We start from the raw sequence: 19,325 nt of genomic DNA on the forward strand, positions 1-19,325 counted from the left end.
CGTCGGCGAGATGGCGAGCGACCGGCTGCCCGACACGCCGGCCGAGCGCAGCGGCGCCCTCCTGCAAAGCCTCGGCGACGCGTCGTTCCGCCGGACCTTCCTGCAGCCGGTCGGCACCCCGGAGGCGGTCGACGCGCAGGATGGGATCCGGATCGCGCTCGACGGCGGCCGCACGATCCACTTCCGCGCCTCGGGCAACGCCCCCGAGCTGCGGTGCTACACCGAGGCGCCGACCGCCGCGGAAGCCAAGGACCTCCTCGCCTGGGGGCTCGACGCGGCGGCGGCGGCGATGGCGGCGGGAGCCGGACGCGCGTAGCCGTCGCCCCCCCGGGACTCGAGGGCGCGATGCCGGCCGGTCAGGCGAAGCGGATCGGTGCGCCGTGCGTGCGGAAGGTGTTCCGCCCGGCGCGCTTGGCGGCGTAGAGCGCCGCGTCGGCGCGGGCGAAGGCATCCGCCGGCCCGCCGCCCGCGACGGCGGCGATGCCGACCGAGGCGCCGACCCGGATCGTGACGCCGCCGACCTGCATCGGGCGGCCCATCGCATGGACGATCCGCCCCGCCAGGGCTTCGGCGCCGCGCGCGCTGCCGTGGCCGCCGAGCAGGATGGCGAATTCGTCGCCGCCGATCCGCGCCACGAGGTCGGCCCGGCGGCAGAGCCCGGCGATGCGGTCGGCCGCCTCCCGGAGGCAGGCATCGCCCGCCGCATGCCCGAAGCCGTCGTTGACCGCCTTGAAGACGTCGAGGTCGACGAGAACGAGCAGGCCCGCGCCTTGCCGGCACAGGAACGCGAGCCGGTCCTCGAAGCACATCCGGTTGGCGAGGCCCGTCATCCCGTCGAGATCGGCCCGTCGGCGCGCCGCCTCGGCGGCCAGCCTCTCGTCGGTGATGTCCTGCTTGATCCCGAACAGCCGGACCGCGACGCCCGCGCGCGCCTCCACCGTGGCGGTCAGGCGGATCCAGCGGAGTTGCCCGGCGGCGGTGCGGATCTCGGTGTCGAGGCGGAAGCCGGTCCGCTCGGCGATCGCTCGCGAGCGGGCCGCCTCGAGGGCGCGGCGCGAGGCCTCCGGGTAGTGCTCGAGGGCGCGCCCGCGCGACAGGGCCGTCCCGCGCGGGATGCCGAACAGGTCGTAGACGCCGGAGGACCAGTCGATCGCCTCGTCGCGCAGGCGGCATTCCCACACCCCGATCCCGGCCGCGGCCGCGGCCCGGTCGAAGGTGCGCTGGCGCTCGGCCAGCCGCTCGGCGTCCCGGCGGATCAGGCGCAATTGCGCCTCGGCCGAGCGGATCGTCGCCGACGCCGCGGCGACGTCGGGGTGGATGGGCGGTCCGGTCATGCGGCGGGCGACGTCGCACCGACGAAGCCGCCCCGCAGGTTCGCCTCGATGATTCCCACGCGATTCCCGACCCGGACCGGAGCGCGCCGGGACGGCCCGGCATCGACGGCTCCATTCGGTACAGCTTAAGCGCGAGCCGGTGAAGGGTTCGTCAATCCTGATGCGCGTCGCCGCTGCACGGCGCCCCCGGGCACCCTATATGTCGCGGCGGTGGCCCGATCGACGCGGGCCGATGGCGAGCGGCGGATCGGACACGTGGGCAGCATCGGACGATACGGCGCGGGCGCCCTGCTGCTCGCCGGCGCGGCGCTGCTGGCCGGGTGCGCCACCGACACGCAGACCACCGCGGCGCTGCCGAGCCTCTACTTGCCCCTGTCGAACAACGCGGCCCACGTCGACACCGAAGCCGCGCGCGACATGATCTCGGCCTATCGCCGCGGTCGCGGCGAGGCGGCGCTCGCCCTCGACCCCGAGCTCCAGAAGCTCGCCGAGGCCGAGGCGGCGTCGATGGCGCTCGCCGACCGGCCGAGCAAGGCGCAGACCGTGAAGGGCGCCGTCGAGCGGCTCGGCTTCGCGTCGGCCAACGCCAACCTGTCGGCCGGCTACCACACCCTCGCCGAGGCCTTCTCCGGCTGGCGCGACAGCCCGCCCCACAACGCCGTGATGCTCGATCCGAAGGCCGCCCGCATGGGCATCGCCACCGCCTACGCGCCCGGATCGAAGTACAAGGTCTACTGGGCGCTGCTGACCGCGAAATGACGGCCGAGCGACGGCCCCGGCGCGGAGGCGGACACGTGCGATGCGGGTGAAGCCTGTTCTGGTCGCTCTCTGCCTGATGCTCGCCTCGTCCGCGCGGGCCGAGCCGCTTCGCCTCGTCCTCGGCACCGCCACCCCGGGCGGCGGCTTTCCGGCCTACGGCGCGGCGCTGGCGGCCTCGGTCCGCGCGGTCGACCCCGACCTGACCCTGGAGACCCGCGCCACCGGCGGCTCGGCCGAGAACGTCCGGCTGCTGCGCGAGGGCGCCCTCGACCTCGCGCTGGTGCAGGGCGAGTTCGCCTACGACGCGCTGGCGGCGGGTGACGGCCCGCGGCTCACCGCGGTCGCGCCGATGTACGCCACGCCCGGCCTGCTCGTGGTCGCGGCGGCGAGCCCGGTCCGTACCTTCGCCGACCTCGCCGGCAAGCCCGTCGCGCTCGGCACCCGGAATTCCGGGCTGACGGTGATAGGCCGCGCGGTGCTCGCCGCCTCCGGCCTCGACCCGGAGCGCGACATCGTCCCGATCCTCCTGGAGCATGCCGGCGACGGCCCGGCCATGGTCGCCGACGGGCGCGCGGCCGCGCTCTGGGGCGGCGGCATCGGCTGGCCGGGTTTCGCGGCGGTCGCGGCGATGCCCGGCGGCGCCCGCTTCGTCGGCCCGTCGCCGCAGGCGATCGACCGGGCGCTCGCCGCGCGGCCCTCGCTGCGCCGCATGACCGTGCCGGCCGGCAGCTTCCGCGGGCAGGATTCGGCGATCGAGACCGTGGGCTCGTGGAGCCTCGTCCTCGCCCGGCCGGGCCTCGACCCCGAGGCGGCCCACCGCCTGGTCGCGGCGATCGGACGGGCCGGCGCCGGGCTGGCCGGGCGCCTGCCGCAGGGACGCGACAGCGATCCCGCGAACCTCGCCGCCACGGTGCCGGCGGGGAGCCTCAACCCCGGGACGGCGCGGTACCTGCGCGAGATCGGCGCGGCGCGCTGAGCCGCCGGCCCGGGGCAGGTCCCCGTCGGCGCATCCTCGATCGGGCTCGATCCCCGTGATCCGCGATGCGGTCGGGCATCCGGCGCAGCGTCGGCGCGCGAGGTTCCGGCCGGCGCCGTCGGCGCCCGATCATGTGGCCCGGGGGCCTGTGGCGCGGCCGGCCCGAACGTCGCGGTCGCGAGATCCCCGTGCACGACGCGCGATGCGAGAAATTCGCGCGCCTGCGCGCATCGCGCGCTTGTGGAGCCCTCGGGGACGAGGTTAGGAAATCTTGCTGAACGAACCGTAAAGGCCTCCCCGCAACGGGGCGGATCCGTCAGGCGCCGTTCAGCCAGCCCCTGGCATAAGTCCCGTCGTGCCAAGCGTTTGGGAGCCCGGAGCTCGGGACTCCCGAATTCACCGTTCCGGCGATCGGACGGAGCGCGACGGAAGAAGGAAGACCCGGACCGCAGCCGCGGACCGGGTTCGAGGGGGAAGAGCGCGCTGGGCCCGGGCAACACGGGGCGCGCCTGAGGTCGGTGTTCGGAGCTGACATGTCGCTGTTTCGTCTGTACGCGCGCGTTCTGAGCCTTCTGGGCAACGACAAGCGGCTCGCCATCGGCCTCGGGTTCGCCAACGTCGCGCTGGCGGTGGCGGCCTTCGCCGAACCCCTGATCATGGGCCGCATCATCGACGGGCTGACCCACCTCAAGCGCGGCGGCAACGGCCTGCAGACCATGCTGCCGCTGATCGCGGCCTGGGTCGCATTCGGCTTCTTCACCATCGCGGCGGGCGTCGCCATCGCGCTCCACGCCGACCGGCTGGCCCACCGCAACCGCCTCTCCACCATGGCGAACTACTTCGAGCACGTCCTCGACCTGCCGCTCGCCTTCCACTCGGCGAACCATTCCGGCCGCGTGCTGAAGGCGATGCTGGAGGGCACCAACGGCATGTCGGCCCTGTGGCTCGGCTTCTTCCGCGACCACTTCGCGGCCCTGGTCTCGCTCGGCGTGCTGCTGCCGATGACGCTGTTCGTGAACTGGCAGCTCGGCTCGATCCTGCTCGTGCTGGTGCTGGTCTTCACCGCGCTGACCACCTTCGTCATGCGCCGCACCGAGACGCTGCAGGGCGAGGTCGAGTTCTACAATTCGGGCCTGGCCGCGCACGCCTCAGACGCGCTCGGCAACGTCGCCGTGATCCAGTCCTTCACCCGCGCCAAGGCCGAGAAGGACGCGATGCGCGACATCATCGGCAACCTGCTCGCCGCGCAGATCCCGGTGCTGTCGTGGTGGGCGCTGGCCAACGTCGCGACCCGCGCGTCGGCCACCATCACCATGACCGCGGTGTTCGTCACCGGCATCATGCTCTACCAGGCCGGCCAGACCTCGGTCGGCGAGGTCGTCGCCTTCATGAGCCTCGCCACCGCCCTGGTGACGCGCCTCGACCACGTGGTCGGCTTCGTCAACGGCCTGTTCCAGCAGGCGCCGAAGATCGCCGAGTTCTTCACGATCTTCGACACGGTGCCGGCCGTCCGCGACCGCTCGCACGCCGTCCAGGTCGCCCGCTTCGCCGGCGAGGTCGAGTTCGAGGGCGTCGGCTTCTCCTACGACGGCCGCCGCAAGGCGCTCGACGGGGTGTCGTTCGCGGCCCGCGCCGGCGAGACCATCGCGCTCGTCGGCACCACCGGCTCGGGCAAGTCGACGACGCTGGGCCTGCTGCACCGCAGCTTCGACCCGGGCGCCGGCGCGATCCGCATCGACGGGATGGACATCCGCGACGTCGCGGTGTCGTCGCTGCGCCACAACATCGGCGTGGTGTTCCAGGAGCCGATGCTGTTCGCCCGCTCGATCCGCGAGAACCTCCAGGTCGGCCGCCCGGACGCCACCGATGCCGAGATGCTCGACGCCCTGGAGCGCGCCCAGGCCTCCGCCTTCATGGCGCGCCAGCCCGACGGCCTCGACACGGTGATCGGCGAGCGCGGCCGCTCGCTCTCGGGCGGCGAGCGCCAGCGCCTCTCGATCGCCCGGGCGATCCTGAAGAACCCGCCGATCCTGATCCTCGACGAGGCGACGAGCGCGCTCGACGCCGCCACCGAGCGCCGCCTGCAGGGCGCGCTGGAAGCCGTGATGGAAGGCCGCACCACCTTCGTCATCGCCCACCGCCTCGCGACGATCCGCAACGCTGACCGCATCCTGGTCTTCCACGAGGGCCGCATCGTCGAGAGCGGCACCTTCGACGGCCTGGTCGCGCAGAACGGCCGCTTCGCCGAGCTCGCCCGGGCGCAGTTCATGGCCGCCGAGGCGGACGAGGGCGAAGCGGTGCTGGCTCTGGCGGCCTGAGGTCGAGCCGAACCACCGGGACCGCGCTTCCGCACGCGCGGTCCCGGGCTTCGAGCGCCGATATAGCGATATGCTATAGGTAGACCTTGAAGCGAATTGCCTACGGCAAGGCCGCCCTCGAGACCCTGAGCCGCATGCCGACCAACGTGTCGGCGATGATTCGTTCGAAGATCACGCAGTACGCAGCCGACCCGGCAGCGCAGGCCCACAACGTGACGCGCCTGAAGACCATGGACGGCGTCTGCCGGCTCCGGATGGGCGACTGGCGGGTCCTGTTCACCGAAGACGGCGAGATCGTCGCGATCATCAAGGTGACGCCCCGGGGAAGCGCCCACGATTGAGCGGTCGATCCCGGCGATGCCCGCGCCATCGCGCCCGACCGAGAAGGACGTTGCCATGAACGCGCATCGCTTCACGACACCGGCCGGCGAGCGACTCGTGATCCTGAGCGAGGCCGACTACACCGCGCTGGCCCAGGCCGCGGAGGACGCGGCCGACCAGGCCGCCGTCGCGCAGTTCCGCCTGAAGCTTGCGACCGGCGAGGAGGAGCTGATCCCCGCCGAGGTCGTGGACCGGCTGCTCGGCGGCGACAACCGCATCCGGGTCTGGCGCGAGCATCGTGGGCTCACGATGGCGGCGCTCGCGGGGCAGGCCGGCATCGCCCAACCGTTCCTCTCGCAGATCGAGACCGGCAAGCGCGACGGCACCGTGGAGACCCTTCGGAGGATCGCGGACGCCCTCGCGGTCACGCTCGACGACCTCGTCGGCTGACGCCGGCGCGAGCGGCCAAAAGAAAACGGCCCGCCTCCCGTTTCGGGGAAGCTGGCCGGATGAGGTTTCGGATCACACGGAGTCCTGGGGACAACAGCCCGAGGCGGACTCGGTTCCCGGCAAAGCGTCTCGTCCTAGGCAACCGGCGGGCGCGCCTGGCGCGCGTGCATCCGCGCCCGCAGCCGGCTGCGCTTGGCCGCGATCACGGTGCCGTTGATCTCGCCGCCGAACAGGAACATCGCCGCGAGCCAGTACAGGAACACCAGGAACACCATCGCGGTGGCGAGGCCGCCGTAGGTCGAGGCGTAGGCGTTCGAGAAGCGGTCGAGGTAGAACCCGAAGCCGAGCCCGGCGAAGAACCACAGCAGCAGCGTCACGCCGATGCCCGGCAGCACCGCCAGGAACGAGCGCCGGCCGGCGGCGACGAACTTGTGGGCGATGATCAGCACCGCGGCGAGCAGCAGCGCGGTGATGCCGATCCGCGCGATCGCGACGGTGAGGCCCAGGGGCTCGAGCCCCGGCGCGACGAGGACGACGTTGCGCCAGATCAGCGGGCCGAGCACCACCAGCAGCGCGAAGGCCAGCATCGCGCAGGCGCCGCAGACGACGTAGCCGATCGATTCGAGCCGGGTCAGCCACCACGGCCGCATCTCGCGCAGGCCGTAGGCGCGGTTCAGGCCCACCCGCAGGCTCTCGACGCCGGAGGACGAGAAGTACAGCGCCAGCAGCGCGCCGACCGTCAGCACCCCGCCGCGCTGCTCGGTGAGCACCCGGTGGACCTCGCCGACGATCGGCTTGGCGACCTCCCGCGGCCACGCGTCGAAGATCAGCAGGCCGGCCTCGTCGGCCAGGGACTTGGTGCCGAGCAGCCCCGCGAGCGCCGCGAGCAGGATCAGGAACGGGAACAGCGAGGTCAGGATCGACAGCGCGATGTGGCTCGCGATCGCCCAGCCGTCATGGGAGACGAAGCGCTGCGCGGCGATGCCCGCGACCTCGAGGGCGGTGCGGAGGGGTTTCATGCCGCCCTCCCCGCTCCCCGCACGCGGGGACGGGGCTTTGCCGACCACGTCGTCGGCAAAGCGCGGCGGCAGCCGATGGTGAGGGGGCGTCGACGGAGGAGGCTCTTTCGGGGCCGCCCCCTCACCGCCGCTCCGGCTTCGCCTGCGCTTCCCGCACGGACGACGAGGTCCGTGCGGGCCTCTCCCCGCGTGCGGTGCGAGGGGATGCGCGGTGATCGCCGAGATCCTTCCGTCAAAGCGTTTGTCACGTGCGGCGATGCTACCCGATGGAGGATGCGTTTTTTGGGATACGTGATCGCGTTCCCGTCCCCGTCAACGCGTCGAGGGCCGGGGGGCGGCGTTCGGTGCCGGGGTGAAGCCTTCGGGCAACGGCGGGGCGCCCCCTGTCCCGGGGCGGGGGCGCCCCGGCTTTTTCGGTTGTCAGCGCGGACGGCGCGTGCTGCCTGCGCGGCACCATGCCCGCCCTCCTCGCAAACGTCTTGATCCCGAGCCTGTTCGTCCTGATCTGGGCGACCGGCTTCATCGCGGCCCGGTTCGTGGCCCCCCATGCCCAGCCGCTGCCCTTCGTGGCGTTGCGGGTGATCGGCGTGGCCCTGGTGCTCGGCGCGATCGCCCTCGCGCTTCGCGCCCGCTGGCCGCGGACCCGCGCGGGATGGCGCGACGCGATGGTCGCGGGCGTGCTGATGCAGGGCTGCTACATCGTCGGCGTGTTCTGGGCGATCCATCGCGGCCTGCCCGCGGGAATCGCGGCCCTCGTCGGCAGCCTGCAGCCGCTGGCGACGGCGATGCTGGCCGGGCCGGTGCTCGGCGAGGCGGTGAGCCTGCGCCGCTGGTGCGGAATCGGGCTCGGCTTCCTCGGGGCCGGGCTCGTGCTCGCCCCGAAGATCGGCGCCGCCGACCCGGCCGGCATCCCGCCGGTAGCGCTCGCCGCCTGCGCCGGCGCGGTCGCCGCGATCACGCTCGGCACGCTCTGGCAGAAGCGCACCGGCGCCGACGCCAACCTGCTGGCCACCGCGACCCTGCAGTTCGTCGGCGCCTGCGGCGTCGCGGTGCCGCTGGCGCTGCTGTCGGGCGACGGCCTCGCCGTGCCGCCGCTGCTGCCGGTCTGGCTCGGGATGGCGTGGTCGGTGCTGGTCAGCTCCGTCGCCGGGATCCTGCTGCTGCTCGTGCTGATCCGGCGCGGCGCGGTGGCCGGCGTCTCGGCGCTGCTGTTCCTGGTGCCGCCGGTCTCGGCGACCATGGCCTACCTGATGTTCGGCGAGGCGCTGACCGGGCTCCAGGTCGCCGGCATGGCGGTGGCCGCGATCGGCGTCGCGGTGGCGAACCGGGGCTAGGCGAGAGGGCGCAGCGACGGCACCCGCCACGGCGCGCCGGTTTCGCCAACCGGTTGCGGCGTTGAGGAAAATTGCACGCGACTGGATAGAAAATTCAAGACGAATTGCGGCTCCGAGCCTCAAGAATTTGCTACGTCCCGGTGGATCGGGCCTATATTGCTCGCAACCGGAAACGTTCAGACGAAAGTGCCAGCCATGTCCGCTTCGCCCGCCTTCCAGCCCGAGCCGCAGGATCTCGTCGCCCTCACGCAGGCCGCCGGCGAATCCGCGAAACGTCTCGTCGCCGAGGCGACCCGCCGGGTCCGCACCCGCGTGCTGGGCACGGACGGCAAGGTCGACGCCGCCAAGCTGGAGGCCGAGCAGCACGCCGCCCACGGCCTCGCCTGGATCGCCACCTACGGCGAGGCGGTGCGCGAGCTCGGCACCTACGCCGCCAACCTGCGCGCGGCCGGCCGCCTCGGCGAGACCGAGACGCTGCTCGTGAAGATCGGCGCGGGCGAGTACCTCGAGCAGATGGTCTCGGGCATCCCGATGAGCCAGGGCGAGATGGTGCGCCCGGTCGGCTCGCTCGGGCTCACCGCCCGCGAGGTGCAGCAGTTCCGCACCGACGCGGTCGAGGCGCTGATCGCCGACGGCAACACCCCGGAGAACCGCGCCGCCCTGGTCCAGAAGATCCGCGACGGCGTGGCGTCGGCCACCGTCGGCGATTCCGGCCTCGACGAGGACATGGAGGCGATCCGCTCCGAGATGCGCCGCTTCGGCAAGGCCGAGGTGGTGTCCCAGGCGCACGAGTGGCACCTCAAGAACGACTACATCCCGATGGAGATCGTCACCAAGATGGCCGAGCTCGGCGTCTTCGGCCTGACGATCCCGGAGGAGTACGGCGGCATGGGCCTGCCGAAGATCTCGATGTGTGTCGTCTCCGAGGAGCTGTCGCGCGCCTATATCGGCGTCGGCTCCCTCGGCACCCGCTCGGAGATCGCCGCCGAGCTGATCCTGTGCGGCGGCACCGAGGAGCAGAAGCAGCGCTTCCTGCCCAAGATCGCCTCGGGCGACATCCTGCCGACGGCCGTGTTCACCGAGCCGAACACCGGCTCGGACCTCGCCTCGCTGCGCACCAAGGCGGTGAAGGACGGCGAGACCTGGAAGATCTCCGGCAACAAGACCTGGATCACCCATCCCGTCCGCGCCGACATCATGACGGTGCTGGTCCGCACCAAGCCCGAGGAGAAGGGCCACCGCGGCCTGTCGATGCTGATCGCCGAGAAGCCTCGCGGCACCGACGCGGAACCGTTCCCGGTCCAGGGCCTCACCGGCGGCGAGATCCACGTGCTCGGCTACCGCGGCATGAAGGAGTACGAGCTCGCCTTCGAGAACTTCGAGGTGCCGGGCAACAACCTCCTCGGCGAGGTCGAGGGCAAGGGCTTCGCCCAGCTGATGCAGACCTTCGAGTCCGCCCGCATCCAGACCGCGGCCCGCGCCATCGGCGTCGCCCAGTCGGCCCTCGACCTCGGCCTGCGCTACGCCGAGGAGCGGATGCAGTTCGGAAAAGCCCTGATCAGCTTCCCGCGGGTCGCCGACAAGCTCGCGATGATGGCGGTGGAGATCAACATCGCCCGCCAGCTCACCTACTTCTCGGCCCGCGAGAAGGACGAGGGCAAGCGCTGCGACCTCGAGGCCGGCATGGCGAAGCTCCTCGGCGCCCGCGTCGCCTGGGCGGCGGCCGACAACGCCCTGCAGATCCACGGCGGCAACGGCTTCGCGCTCGAGTACGCCGTCAGCCGCGTGCTCTGCGACGCCCGCATCCTCTCGATCTTCGAGGGCGCGGCCGAGATCCAGGCCCAGGTCATCGCCCGCCGCCTGCTCGAGGCGGCGTGAGACGACGCCCGGGCCGGGAGACGGCCCGGGCACCGCTCGGATCTTCCCGCCCCCCCAAAATCGGGCCCGCCCGAACCGGGGGCACGCGGAATCGGGCACGCGAGACATGCGGATTCCGGGTAAGCCCATGATCCGTCGAGGGGAGGGACGCGTGGACGCATCCGCTCCGAAACGGCCCCGGCCGGGCAGCGGCCACGCCCGCAATCCGGATCAGGGGTGCAGCCTCGGCTTACCGCGGCGCCGGCTCCGCTGGGCGCCGCACATCCTCACCGGTGCCGGGGGCGGCCACGGCCCTCGTCTTCCGGTCCCCGCGGTTTCGCGGCGGACGGAACCGGTCGTCGCCCGGCGACGGACGGCGCGCGAGGCTCACGGCGCGGCAATCGCGGCGACCTGCGGCGCCTCCGTCAGGAGCAGCCCCCGCACCTCGGCGGCCGCCTCGCGGGCCGGGCGGTCCAGGGCCTGCCGCAGCGCCGCGATCCGGGCCGCGCAGCGCGCCGGCGGGCGCCGGGCGTGCCGGCGCGGGCGGGCGTCGTCGCCCGCGGCGGCTCCCTCGGTCGGCGCCGCATTCTGCCGTCGCGCCTGCACGATCAGCGCCGGCAGGCTCGGCACCGGGTGCGCGGCGTGCCGCAGGGCCTCGTCGATCGCGACCACGTCGCCGCCGGCGATGGCTTCGCACGCATCACCGTCGCCCGCCCCCACCGCCCGCGACGCCGCGAGCGCCGCATGCCCGAGCGCCCGGATGGTCGCGTCGTCGGCCCGGCGGAACAGGACCCTGAGGTGGTCGTTCGCCCGGGCGCGCAACCCGTCGAAGGCGTCCGCTTCCGAGCGCCCGTTCCGGTAGCCGTCGCGGTACCAGGCGGCGATGCGGTCGAGGGCGGCGGGGTCGGCCTGCGCGAGGATCGGCAGGTTGCGCAGCACCTGCGCGCGGGCCGCCTCCGGGCCGTCGTCGTCGTCGAGGGTCGAGTCGGGGAAGCGGTCGGGCTCCACCACCTCGGTGACGGCGCCGGCCCGGATCAGGCGCTCGGCATCCGGCATCCAGATGTCGTCGGAGGCGACCGCCAGCGCCTCCGCCGTGAAGTCCGCGGCGAGGCCGGCGTCGCGGTAGGCCGCCCGCTCGGGGCTGGCGTCGACGGCGAAGGTCTGCCCGAACAGGCCGGCCTCGTAGGGGGCGTGGAAGCCGAGGCGCCCGGCCGTGCCGAGGTAGCGCGCGCGGCCGCGGACGAAGGCCAGGGTGCAGGCCGAGGCGCATTCGTCCGGGACGTAGGTGTCGAGCCCGTGCTCGGCGATCAGCGCGCCCAGCGCCAGGCCCTCCTCGACCAGGCCGCCGCCGCTGGTGAGGTGGATGCGGCGGGCCTGCGGGTTCGCCGCCAGAAGGGCCTCGACCCGCAGCGCGACGCCGTCCATCAGGTCGCCGGCCACCCGCACGTCCGCCCCGCCCGGCCCGAGGGCGACCCGCGCCGCCGCGTCCGCCGGGGCGAAACGCTGCGCCAGATCGGTCGAGGCGCCGACGAAGGCCATCCGCAGGGAGGTCCGCGTGTCGGCCGAGCCCGCGCCGACGAGGCAGGCGAGGCCGAGGGCGGAGGCGGCGCAGGCGATCGCGAACCGGGATGGGATGCGGCGACGGGTGTGGATCGGCATGCCGAAACCTCTCGCCTGCGGCGTCGCGCAGGTCGTCCGATGGCTGGACTTCGGGGTGGGACTGGACTTCGGGGTGGGATCAGGGTCGGGCCGACCGCGTCGGCCGGGTCGCCCGCGAAGGCGCTTCGCCGCTCAGGGCGTCTCGCTCGCGAGGTAGGCGACCATCATCTCGGCCACGGCGCGGCCGGCATAGGCCGGCGGGCTCTCGCCCCGGCGCACCGGGAAGGCGTCGACGATCCTGCGGCCGGCCAGGATGCCGCGCACCTCGTCGGGCATCAGGCCGTCGTCGATGGCGGTGGCGAAGGCGGCCCGGCCGTAATGCCGGCGGTGCGCCCGCGCGGCCAGGGCGAAGGTGCGGGATCCGAATGTCCGTCCCGCGCCGGACGCGTCAAATGCCGTGTCGTGATGGCCCATCGCCGTCGTCCTTCCGTGCCGTGTTGCGATCCTTCCCCGTGCCGTCGGTGCGACGACACGACGGGATCGGACGGGCCTCGGGTCGGGACTTGCGCATGGCGACGATCATGCCGGCCTCCGGGCGGCGTGCTGCCGCCTCTTGGGTTCGATGCTGATGATCCTAGCCAATGCGGCCGGGGATGTGCTTCCAAAGATCGCCGCCCCTGCAGGTCGGTCCTGATGCGGACGGATCGAACCGCAGAAGGATCGCGATCGCCGGCCGGTCGGGCCCGCGGCGTCGGCGCCGTGGATTTGCGCGGCCGCCCCACTGGCGTTCCGGACGCGCGCACGCCAGAATCGCCGCCATGCACGACGGCACCCGCGTGGAGATCACGCCCGAGATCCTTCTCAAAGCCTACGCCGCCGGCATCTTCCCGATGGCCGAGGACGCCGACGACCCGACGCTGTACTGGGTCGAGCCCCGCGCCCGCGGGGTGCTGCCGCTCGACGGGTTCCGCGTGTCGAAGCGGCTCGCGCGCACGGTGCGCTCGGACGTGTTCGAGGTCCGCAGCGACACCGACTTCGACGGCGTGATCGGCGGCTGCGCCGCCCCGCGCCGCGAGAGCGAGCGCACCTGGATCAACGGCCGCATCCGCGAGCTCTACGGCGCGCTGTTCGACCGCGGCCACGCCCACACGATCGAGGTCTACGCCGGCGAGCCGCGCCGGCTCGTCGGCGGCCTCTACGGGGTCTCGATGGGGGCGGCCTTCTTCGGCGAGAGCATGTTCCACGAGGTGCGCGACGCCTCGAAGGTCGCCCTCGTCCACCTGATGGGACGGCTCCGCGCCGGCGGATACCGCCTCGCCGACACCCAGTTCGTCACCGAGCACCTCGCCCAGTTCGGCGCCGAGGAGCTGCCGCGCCACGTCTACAAGCGCCGGCTCGCCGAGGCGCTGGGCCACGCCGCCGACTGGAACGCCTGGCCGACGGACGGCAGCGTCCCAGGGGCGCAGGCCCTGGCCGCCCTCGGGCCGGGCTCCGCGGAGGCGTGAGGCTCCCCTTCCCTCCCCCGCTTCAGGGGGGAGGGAAAGGGGGATGCGGTCAGCGGAAGATCGCGTCGAAGATCGATTGCGGCTGCGGGGGCTGCGGCGGGGCCGGGGCCGGGCCCTCGTTCGACGGGAAGAACTTGCGCGAGGGCTTCTGGCGCGGCTGGACCGGGACGCCGCGCGGCGCCTCGACGTCGACCTGGCCGGCGGAGTTGACCTGCTGCACGGTCTTGGCGGCGTCCTTCGTGCCGCGCTTGCGCTCGGGCTTGGCGGCCATCGCCGGCACGTCCTCCTGCTCGCGCGCCTCGGCGATGATGTCGCTGCCGCCCTTACAATCCACCAGCCACACGTCGTAGATCGGGTGCTCGATCGCGTGCAGGCCGGGGCTCGAGGCGAACATCCAGCCGGTGAAGATCCGGCGGTACTTATTCTCCAGCGTCACCTCGTCGACCTCGAGGAAGGCCGTGGTCTTGGCGCTCTCGGTCGGCGGCCGGGTGTAGCAGACCCGCGGGGTGAGCTGCAGCGCGCCGAACTGCACGGTCTCGTCCACCGCCACCTCGAACGAGACGATGCGGCCGGTGATCTTGTCGAGGCCGGAGAACACCGCGGTCGGGTTCTTGATCTTGTCGGCGGAGGCCGGGCCTACGCAGAGCGCGAGGGCGGCGAGGCCGAACGCGGCCCGTGCGGTGATGCGGCTCAAGGCACGCCCCTCTCGGCAAGTGAACGACGCGGCGCGCGGCCGGCGGATCGACGCGTTCAATACGGAAACGGTGGTGGAAAAAGGGCGCGGCCTTCGTGGTCGCGACGCGGGCGGACAGGGCCTGCAGGTCTCGTTTCCGGCCCCTCCCCGTCATCCCGGGGCGCCGGAGGCGAGCCCGGGATCCAGCGCCGCGGGTCTCGCTCCAGTCTGCGCCTCGCGGCGGCCCTGGATTCCGGGCTCTGCTGCGCAGCCCCGGAATGACGGAGACCGGGTCGTCAAAGCGGATCCGGCCTCGGAGGCCTATCCAACCGGAGGGGAGACGTGCCGGCCGGACTGGTGGGGGGCTATTCGCCCGGCGTCCACGGCACGTAGTCGCCGGTGGCGGCGGGGCGGGCGCCCCAGGAGAGCTGCGAGCCCTTCGGGCGGTAGGCGTCGGCCGTGCCGGTCATGTTCTCGACGTGGGGCTTCTGCCACTCGCGCGGGGTGTAGGCCTCCTCGCTCGGCGGCAGCTCGACGTTGTGGCAGAGCCAGCCGCGCCAGCCGGGCGGGACCTTCGAGGCGTCGGCGTAGCCGTTGTAGACCACCCAGCGCCGCTCCGAGCCGACCGAGCGGTCGATCAGCGCCCCTTGCGCGCGGTAGTACTTGTTGCCGTGGTCGTCGCTGCCGACGAAGTTGCCGCTGCGCGCGGTGTAGAGCGCGAGCGACATCGTCTGCCCGTTCCACCACGTGAAGATGCGCAGAAGCGTGTCCTTGAGCGCCATCGCCGTCTCCGAAGCCTGCTCGCACGCGCGGCCGGGGATCGCGATCCGGGCTGCGCATGCAGAGCGCGGTTATGAGGAGCGGGTGCCCGCAAGTCCAGAACCAAGTCCGAAACCCGAGTCCGGGCGCCGGTGACGCCGCCGGGCGGGCGTCGCCGCGGACCGGCCCCGTCGCCCGGCGGCCATGCCGGCGCGGCGGCGCGGCGGGCGCGTTTTCGGGCGGCCCGACGACGCTGTGGACGCAAAAATTTTCCGCATGAAATCCAGGAGGCGGAAACAGCACTTACGGCCGGCGCCGACTTATCCACAATTTTACCGCCAAGACCACAACATCTAGCGTGGAACCGGGAGGCCGAACACCACTTGTTGACGTGAAGGCCGGCCCGGCGTTAATGTCCGGGTCATGGTTCGGGAGCGCCGATCCGTTCGATCCGTGCGCGTCCAGCCACCTTCTTACCAACGTCGGCCGATCCGGGCAGCGTCGCTTCAGGCGCCCGGATTCGGCTCTTCGGATCTCCGGATTCAACCCCGGGGCGCCTCTGCGCCTCGTCGGGAGAGGTGCGTCTCATGCGGTTCGAGCGTCGTTACACCACGTCCGGTTCCTCGCCTTATGCGGCGATCCCGTTCCGCAAGGCACTGTCCGAGATCCGCAACCCGGACGGCTCGACCGTCTTCCGCCTCGACGGGATCTCGGTGCCCGAGAGCTGGAGCCAGGTCGCGAGCGACGTGCTGGCGCAGAAGTACTTCCGCAAGGCCGGCGTGCCGGCGCGCCTGAAAAGGGTCGAGGAGAACGACGTCCCGTCCTTCCTGTGGCGCTCGGTGCCGGACGAGGCGGCGCTCGGCGAGCTGCCCGAGGCCGAGCGCACCGGCTCCGAGACGTCGGCGACGCAGGTGTTCGACCGCCTGGCCGGCTGCTGGACCTACTGGGGCTGGAAGGGCGGCTACTTCACTTCCGAGGAGGATGCCTCCGCGTTCCTCGACGAGCTGCGCTTCATGCTCGCCAAGCAGATGGTCGCGCCGAACTCGCCGCAATGGTTCAACACCGGCCTGCATTGGGCCTACGGCATCGACGGCCCGGCCCAGGGCCATTACTACGTCGACTACCGCAGCGGCGAGCTGACCAAGTCCGCCTCGTCCTACGAGCACCCGCAGCCGCATGCCTGCTTCATCCAGGGCGTGCAGGACGACCTCGTCAACGAGGGCGGCATCATGGACCTGTGGGTCCGCGAGGCGCGCCTGTTCAAGTACGGCTCCGGCACCGGCTCGAATTTTTCGATGCTTCGTGGAGAAAACGAAAAACTCGGCGGCGGCGGCAAGTCGTCGGGCCTGATGTCCTTCCTCAAGATCGGCGACCGGGCGGCCGGCGCGATCAAGTCCGGCGGCACCACCCGGCGCGCGGCCAAGATGGTCATCGTCGACATCGACCACCCGGACATCGAGCAGTACATCGACTGGAAGGTGAAGGAGGAGCAGAAGGTCGCCGCGCTGGTGACCGGCTCCAAGATCGTCTCCAAGCACCTCGCCGCGGTGATGAAGGCCTGCACCCAGTGCGAGGCGGAAGGCGACGCCTGCTTCGACCCCGAGCGCAACCCGGCCCTGAAGAAGGCCGTGAAGGCCGCCCGCAAGGACGCCGTGCCGGATTCCTACACCAAGCGGGTGATCCAGTTCGCCCGCCAAGGCTTCACCAAGATCGACTTCCCGGTCTACGACACCGACTGGGACTCGGAGGCCTACCTCACGGTGGCCGGCCAGAACTCCAACAACTCGGTCTCGCTGACCGACGACTTCCTGCGCGCGGTCGAGACCGACGCGCCCTGGGAGCTGAAGGCCCGCACCACCGGCAAGACGACCAAGACCCTGCCGGCGCGCGAGCTGTGGGAGAAGATCGGCGAGGCGGCCTGGGCCTCGGCCGATCCGGGCCTGCACTTCAACACCACGATGAACGACTGGCACACCTGCCCGACCGGCGGGCGGATCCGGGCCTCGAACCCGTGCTCCGAGTACATGTTCCTCGACGACACCGCCTGCAACCTGGCCTCGGCCAACCTGCTGACGATGTACGACCGCCAGACCAAGCAGTTCGACGTCGAGGCGTTCGAGCACCTCAACCGCCTCTGGACGGTGGTGCTCGAGATCTCGGTGACGATGGCGCAGTTCCCGTCGAAGGAGATCGCCGAGCTCTCCTACAGGTACCGCACGCTCGGCCTCGGCTACGCCAACATCGGCGGCCTGCTGATGACGATGGGCCTGCCCTACGACTCGGATAAGGGCCGGGCGCTGGCCGGTGCGCTGACCGCGATCATGACCGGCGTGTCCTACGCCACCTCGGCCGAGATGGCCGCGGAGCTCGGGGCCTTTCCGGCCTACGAGGACAACGCGGACGCCATGCTCAAGGTGATCCGCAACCACCGCCGCGCGGCGCACGGCGAGGCGGAGGGCTACGAGTTCCTCTCGATCGCCCCGGTGCCGCTCGACCACGCCAACATCCCGCAGGGCAATCTCGGCGACCACGCCCGCGCCGCCTGGGACAGGGCCCTGCGGCTCGGCGAGGAGCACGGCTATCGCAACGCGCAGGCGACGGTGCTGGCGCCGACCGGCACGATCGGCCTCGTCATGGATTGCGACACCACCGGCATCGAGCCCGACTTCGCCCTGGTGAAGTTCAAGAAGCTCGCCGGCGGCGGCTACTTCAAGATCATCAACCAGGCCGCGCCGGATGCGCTGCGCGCGCTCGGCTACCGCGAATCCGAGATCGCCGAGATCGAGGCCTACGCGGTCGGCCACGGCTCGATGGGCCAGGCGCCGGCGATCAACCCGGGCTCCCTGCGGGCCAAGGGCTTCACCGACGACAAGATCGCCGCGATCGAGGCGGGCCTGAAGTCGGCCTTCGACATCAAGTTCGTGTTCAACCGCTGGACGCTGGGCGACGCCTTCCTCACCGACACCCTGAAGGTGCCGGCGGACAGGCTCTCCGACCCGACCTTCGAGCTGCTGCCGTTCCTCGGCTTCTCGCGGAAGGACGTCGAGGCCGCCAACACCCACATCTGCGGGGCGATGACGCTCGAGGGCGCGCCGGGGCTGAAGCAGGAGCACTACGCGGTGTTCGACTGCGCCAACCCGTGCGGGCGGATCGGCAAGCGCTACCTCTCGGTCGACAGCCACATCCGCATGATGGCGGCGGCGCAGCCCTTCATCTCGGGGGCGATCTCCAAGACCATCAACATGCCCAACGACGCCACGGTCGAGGATTGCAAGGCGGCCTACACCCTGTCCTGGCGCCTGGCGCTCAAGGCCAACGCGCTCTACCGCGACGGCTCCAAGCTGTCGCAGCCGCTGAACTCGGCCCTGATCCAGGACGAGGACGACGAGGAGGACATGGTCGAGGCGCTGGTGCAGGCGCCGGCCGCCGCCAAGGCGACGCAGCTCGCCGAACGAATCGTCGAGCGGGTGATCGAGCGGGTCGAGCGCATCCGCTCGCGCGAGAAGCTGCCGCACCGGCGCAAGGGCTACACCCAGAAGGCCGTCGTCGGCGGCCACAAGGTCTACCTGCGCACCGGCGAGTACGACGACGGCCGCATCGGCGAGATCTTCATCGACATGCACAAGGAGGGCGCCGCCTTCCGAAGCCTGATGAACAACTTCGCCATCGCGATCTCGCTCGGGCTCCAGTACGGCGTGCCGCTCGAGGAATACGTCGAGGCCTTCACCTTCACCCGCTTCGAGCCGGCGGGCTTCGTGCAGGGCAACGACGCGATCAAGAACGCGACCTCGATCCTCGACTACGTCTTCCGCGAGCTGGCGATCTCGTACCTCGCCCGCATGGACCTCGCCCATGTCGACCCGTCCGAGATCGGCTCGACCGTGCTCGGCGGCGGCGAGGGCGACACCACCCGCGAGGCGGGCAAGCCGCAGCAGACGGCCGCCAGCGTCGTCTCCCGCGGTCTGCTGCGCGGCTCGGCCGACCGGCTGACCCTGATCCAGGGCGGCCCGTCCGGCGCGACCGTCGGCGTCGGCGCCGGCAACGCGGGCCAGTCGGCCCCGGCCGGCGGCGTGGTCCACGCCATGCGCGGCGCCACCGCGCTGAAGGCGGAGCCGGACTTCGCCGGCCACGCGGAGACGTCGATCGAGGCCCTGCCCTTCGCCAAGCCGGAGCGCAGCGTCGCCGACCGGCGCGCCGAGGCCAAAATGAAGGGCTACGTCGGCGAGGCCTGCCCGGAATGCGCGAACTTCACGCTGGTCCGCAACGGAACCTGCCTGAAGTGCGACACCTGCGGCAGCACGACCGGCTGCTCGTAGGCGCGGCGGTCGGCGCAGGGGACGTGTAACGGACAGGGAAGTTTGGTTGTGAAAAGGGGATGTTTGGTTGCAGCCGATAGGAGAGTTTGGTTGTAGCCGCCCCGG

General features: G+C 72.0%; 15 protein-coding genes and 1 pseudogene. 10 read left to right on the forward strand and 6 right to left on the reverse strand.

Features of this window, described 5'->3' with window-relative positions; genetic code table 11:
• A pseudogene (locus MKK70_RS13540) lies at positions 1–316 on the forward strand (phosphomannomutase); the annotation flags it as partial.
• A gap of 40 nt (positions 317–356) precedes the next feature.
• Here the strand turns inward: MKK70_RS13540 and MKK70_RS13545 are convergent.
• Positions 357–1,334 (reverse strand): sensor domain-containing diguanylate cyclase, encoded by a 978-nt coding sequence (locus MKK70_RS13545; RefSeq protein ID WP_243948333.1) that lies wholly within the window; start codon positions 1,332–1,334, stop codon positions 357–359.
• A 255-nt stretch (positions 1,335–1,589) separates the two neighbouring features.
• Between MKK70_RS13545 and MKK70_RS13550 the strand changes: the two genes are divergently transcribed.
• The 5 genes from MKK70_RS13550 (at position 1,590) to MKK70_RS13570 (ending at position 6,158) form a co-directional block, all read left to right on the forward strand.
• Positions 1,590–2,093 (forward strand): CAP domain-containing protein, encoded by a 504-nt coding sequence (locus MKK70_RS13550; protein WP_147729617.1) that lies wholly within the window; start codon positions 1,590–1,592, stop codon positions 2,091–2,093.
• Between the two features lie 40 nt (positions 2,094–2,133).
• Positions 2,134–3,069, forward strand: coding sequence for a TAXI family TRAP transporter solute-binding subunit (locus MKK70_RS13555; protein ID WP_243948334.1), 936 nt, complete (start codon positions 2,134–2,136; stop codon positions 3,067–3,069).
• A 533-nt stretch (positions 3,070–3,602) separates the two neighbouring features.
• Positions 3,603–5,387 carry a glucan ABC transporter ATP-binding protein/ permease gene (locus MKK70_RS13560; RefSeq protein WP_147728370.1) on the forward strand — a complete coding sequence of 595 codons (1,785 nt, stop codon included), beginning with the start codon at positions 3,603–3,605 and terminating at the stop codon, positions 5,385–5,387.
• Positions 5,388–5,473: 86 nt separating this feature from the next.
• A complete protein-coding gene (locus MKK70_RS13565; RefSeq protein ID WP_243948336.1) occupies positions 5,474–5,728 on the forward strand; it encodes a type II toxin-antitoxin system RelE family toxin in 255 nt (84 codons plus the stop codon).
• A 55-nt stretch (positions 5,729–5,783) separates the two neighbouring features.
• On the forward strand, positions 5,784–6,158 hold the full coding sequence (locus MKK70_RS13570) for a helix-turn-helix domain-containing protein (protein ID WP_243948338.1): 375 nt from the start codon (positions 5,784–5,786) through the stop codon (positions 6,156–6,158).
• 134 nt (positions 6,159–6,292) lie between these two features.
• Here MKK70_RS13570 and MKK70_RS13575 read toward each other — a convergent pair whose 3' ends face one another.
• Complete coding sequence (locus MKK70_RS13575; protein ID WP_147844290.1) at positions 6,293–7,177, reverse strand: YihY/virulence factor BrkB family protein; 885 nt, start codon at positions 7,175–7,177, stop codon at positions 6,293–6,295.
• Between the two features lie 455 nt (positions 7,178–7,632).
• Here MKK70_RS13575 and MKK70_RS13580 point away from each other — a divergent pair, with 455 nt between their 5' ends.
• Together MKK70_RS13580 and MKK70_RS13585 are read left to right on the forward strand one after the other, a co-directional pair.
• Positions 7,633–8,511, forward strand: a complete 879-nt coding sequence (locus MKK70_RS13580; RefSeq protein ID WP_243948340.1) for a DMT family transporter — start codon at positions 7,633–7,635, stop codon at positions 8,509–8,511.
• A 195-nt stretch (positions 8,512–8,706) separates the two neighbouring features.
• A complete protein-coding gene (locus MKK70_RS13585; protein WP_147729428.1) occupies positions 8,707–10,389 on the forward strand; it encodes an acyl-CoA dehydrogenase family protein in 1,683 nt (560 codons plus the stop codon).
• Positions 10,390–10,755: 366 nt separating this feature from the next.
• On the opposite strand, the gene MKK70_RS13590 is transcribed toward MKK70_RS13585, so the two are convergent.
• Together MKK70_RS13590 and MKK70_RS13595 are read right to left on the reverse strand one after the other, a co-directional pair.
• The gene (locus tag MKK70_RS13590; protein WP_243948342.1) at positions 10,756–12,027 is read right to left on the reverse strand and encodes a hypothetical protein; all 1,272 of its coding nucleotides are present in this window, start codon (positions 12,025–12,027) and stop codon (positions 10,756–10,758) included.
• 132 nt (positions 12,028–12,159) lie between these two features.
• Positions 12,160–12,441: a hypothetical protein gene (locus MKK70_RS13595; RefSeq protein ID WP_147729864.1), complete on the reverse strand. Its 282-nt coding sequence runs from the start codon at positions 12,439–12,441 to the stop codon at positions 12,160–12,162.
• 344 nt (positions 12,442–12,785) lie between these two features.
• Here MKK70_RS13595 and aat point away from each other — a divergent pair, with 344 nt between their 5' ends.
• A complete protein-coding gene (gene aat, locus MKK70_RS13600) occupies positions 12,786–13,472 on the forward strand; it encodes a leucyl/phenylalanyl-tRNA--protein transferase (RefSeq protein ID WP_243937154.1) in 687 nt (228 codons plus the stop codon).
• 49 nt (positions 13,473–13,521) lie between these two features.
• Here the strand turns inward: aat and MKK70_RS13605 are convergent, their stop codons facing one another.
• Together MKK70_RS13605 and MKK70_RS13610 are read right to left on the reverse strand one after the other, a co-directional pair.
• A complete protein-coding gene (locus tag MKK70_RS13605; protein WP_243948355.1) occupies positions 13,522–14,166 on the reverse strand; it encodes a DUF2155 domain-containing protein in 645 nt (214 codons plus the stop codon).
• Between the two features lie 344 nt (positions 14,167–14,510).
• Positions 14,511–14,927 carry an NADH:ubiquinone oxidoreductase subunit NDUFA12 gene (locus MKK70_RS13610; RefSeq protein ID WP_147844523.1) on the reverse strand — a complete coding sequence of 139 codons (417 nt, stop codon included), beginning with the start codon at positions 14,925–14,927 and terminating at the stop codon, positions 14,511–14,513.
• 564 nt (positions 14,928–15,491) lie between these two features.
• Between MKK70_RS13610 and MKK70_RS13615 the strand changes: the two genes are divergently transcribed.
• Positions 15,492–19,220, forward strand: coding sequence for a vitamin B12-dependent ribonucleotide reductase (locus tag MKK70_RS13615; RefSeq protein ID WP_147858943.1), 3,729 nt, complete (start codon positions 15,492–15,494; stop codon positions 19,218–19,220).
• Positions 19,221–19,325: the final 105 nt, after the last annotated feature.

This window comes from Methylobacterium sp. E-041 (genome assembly GCF_022829665.1).
Lineage (GTDB): Bacteria > Pseudomonadota > Alphaproteobacteria > Rhizobiales > Beijerinckiaceae > Methylobacterium.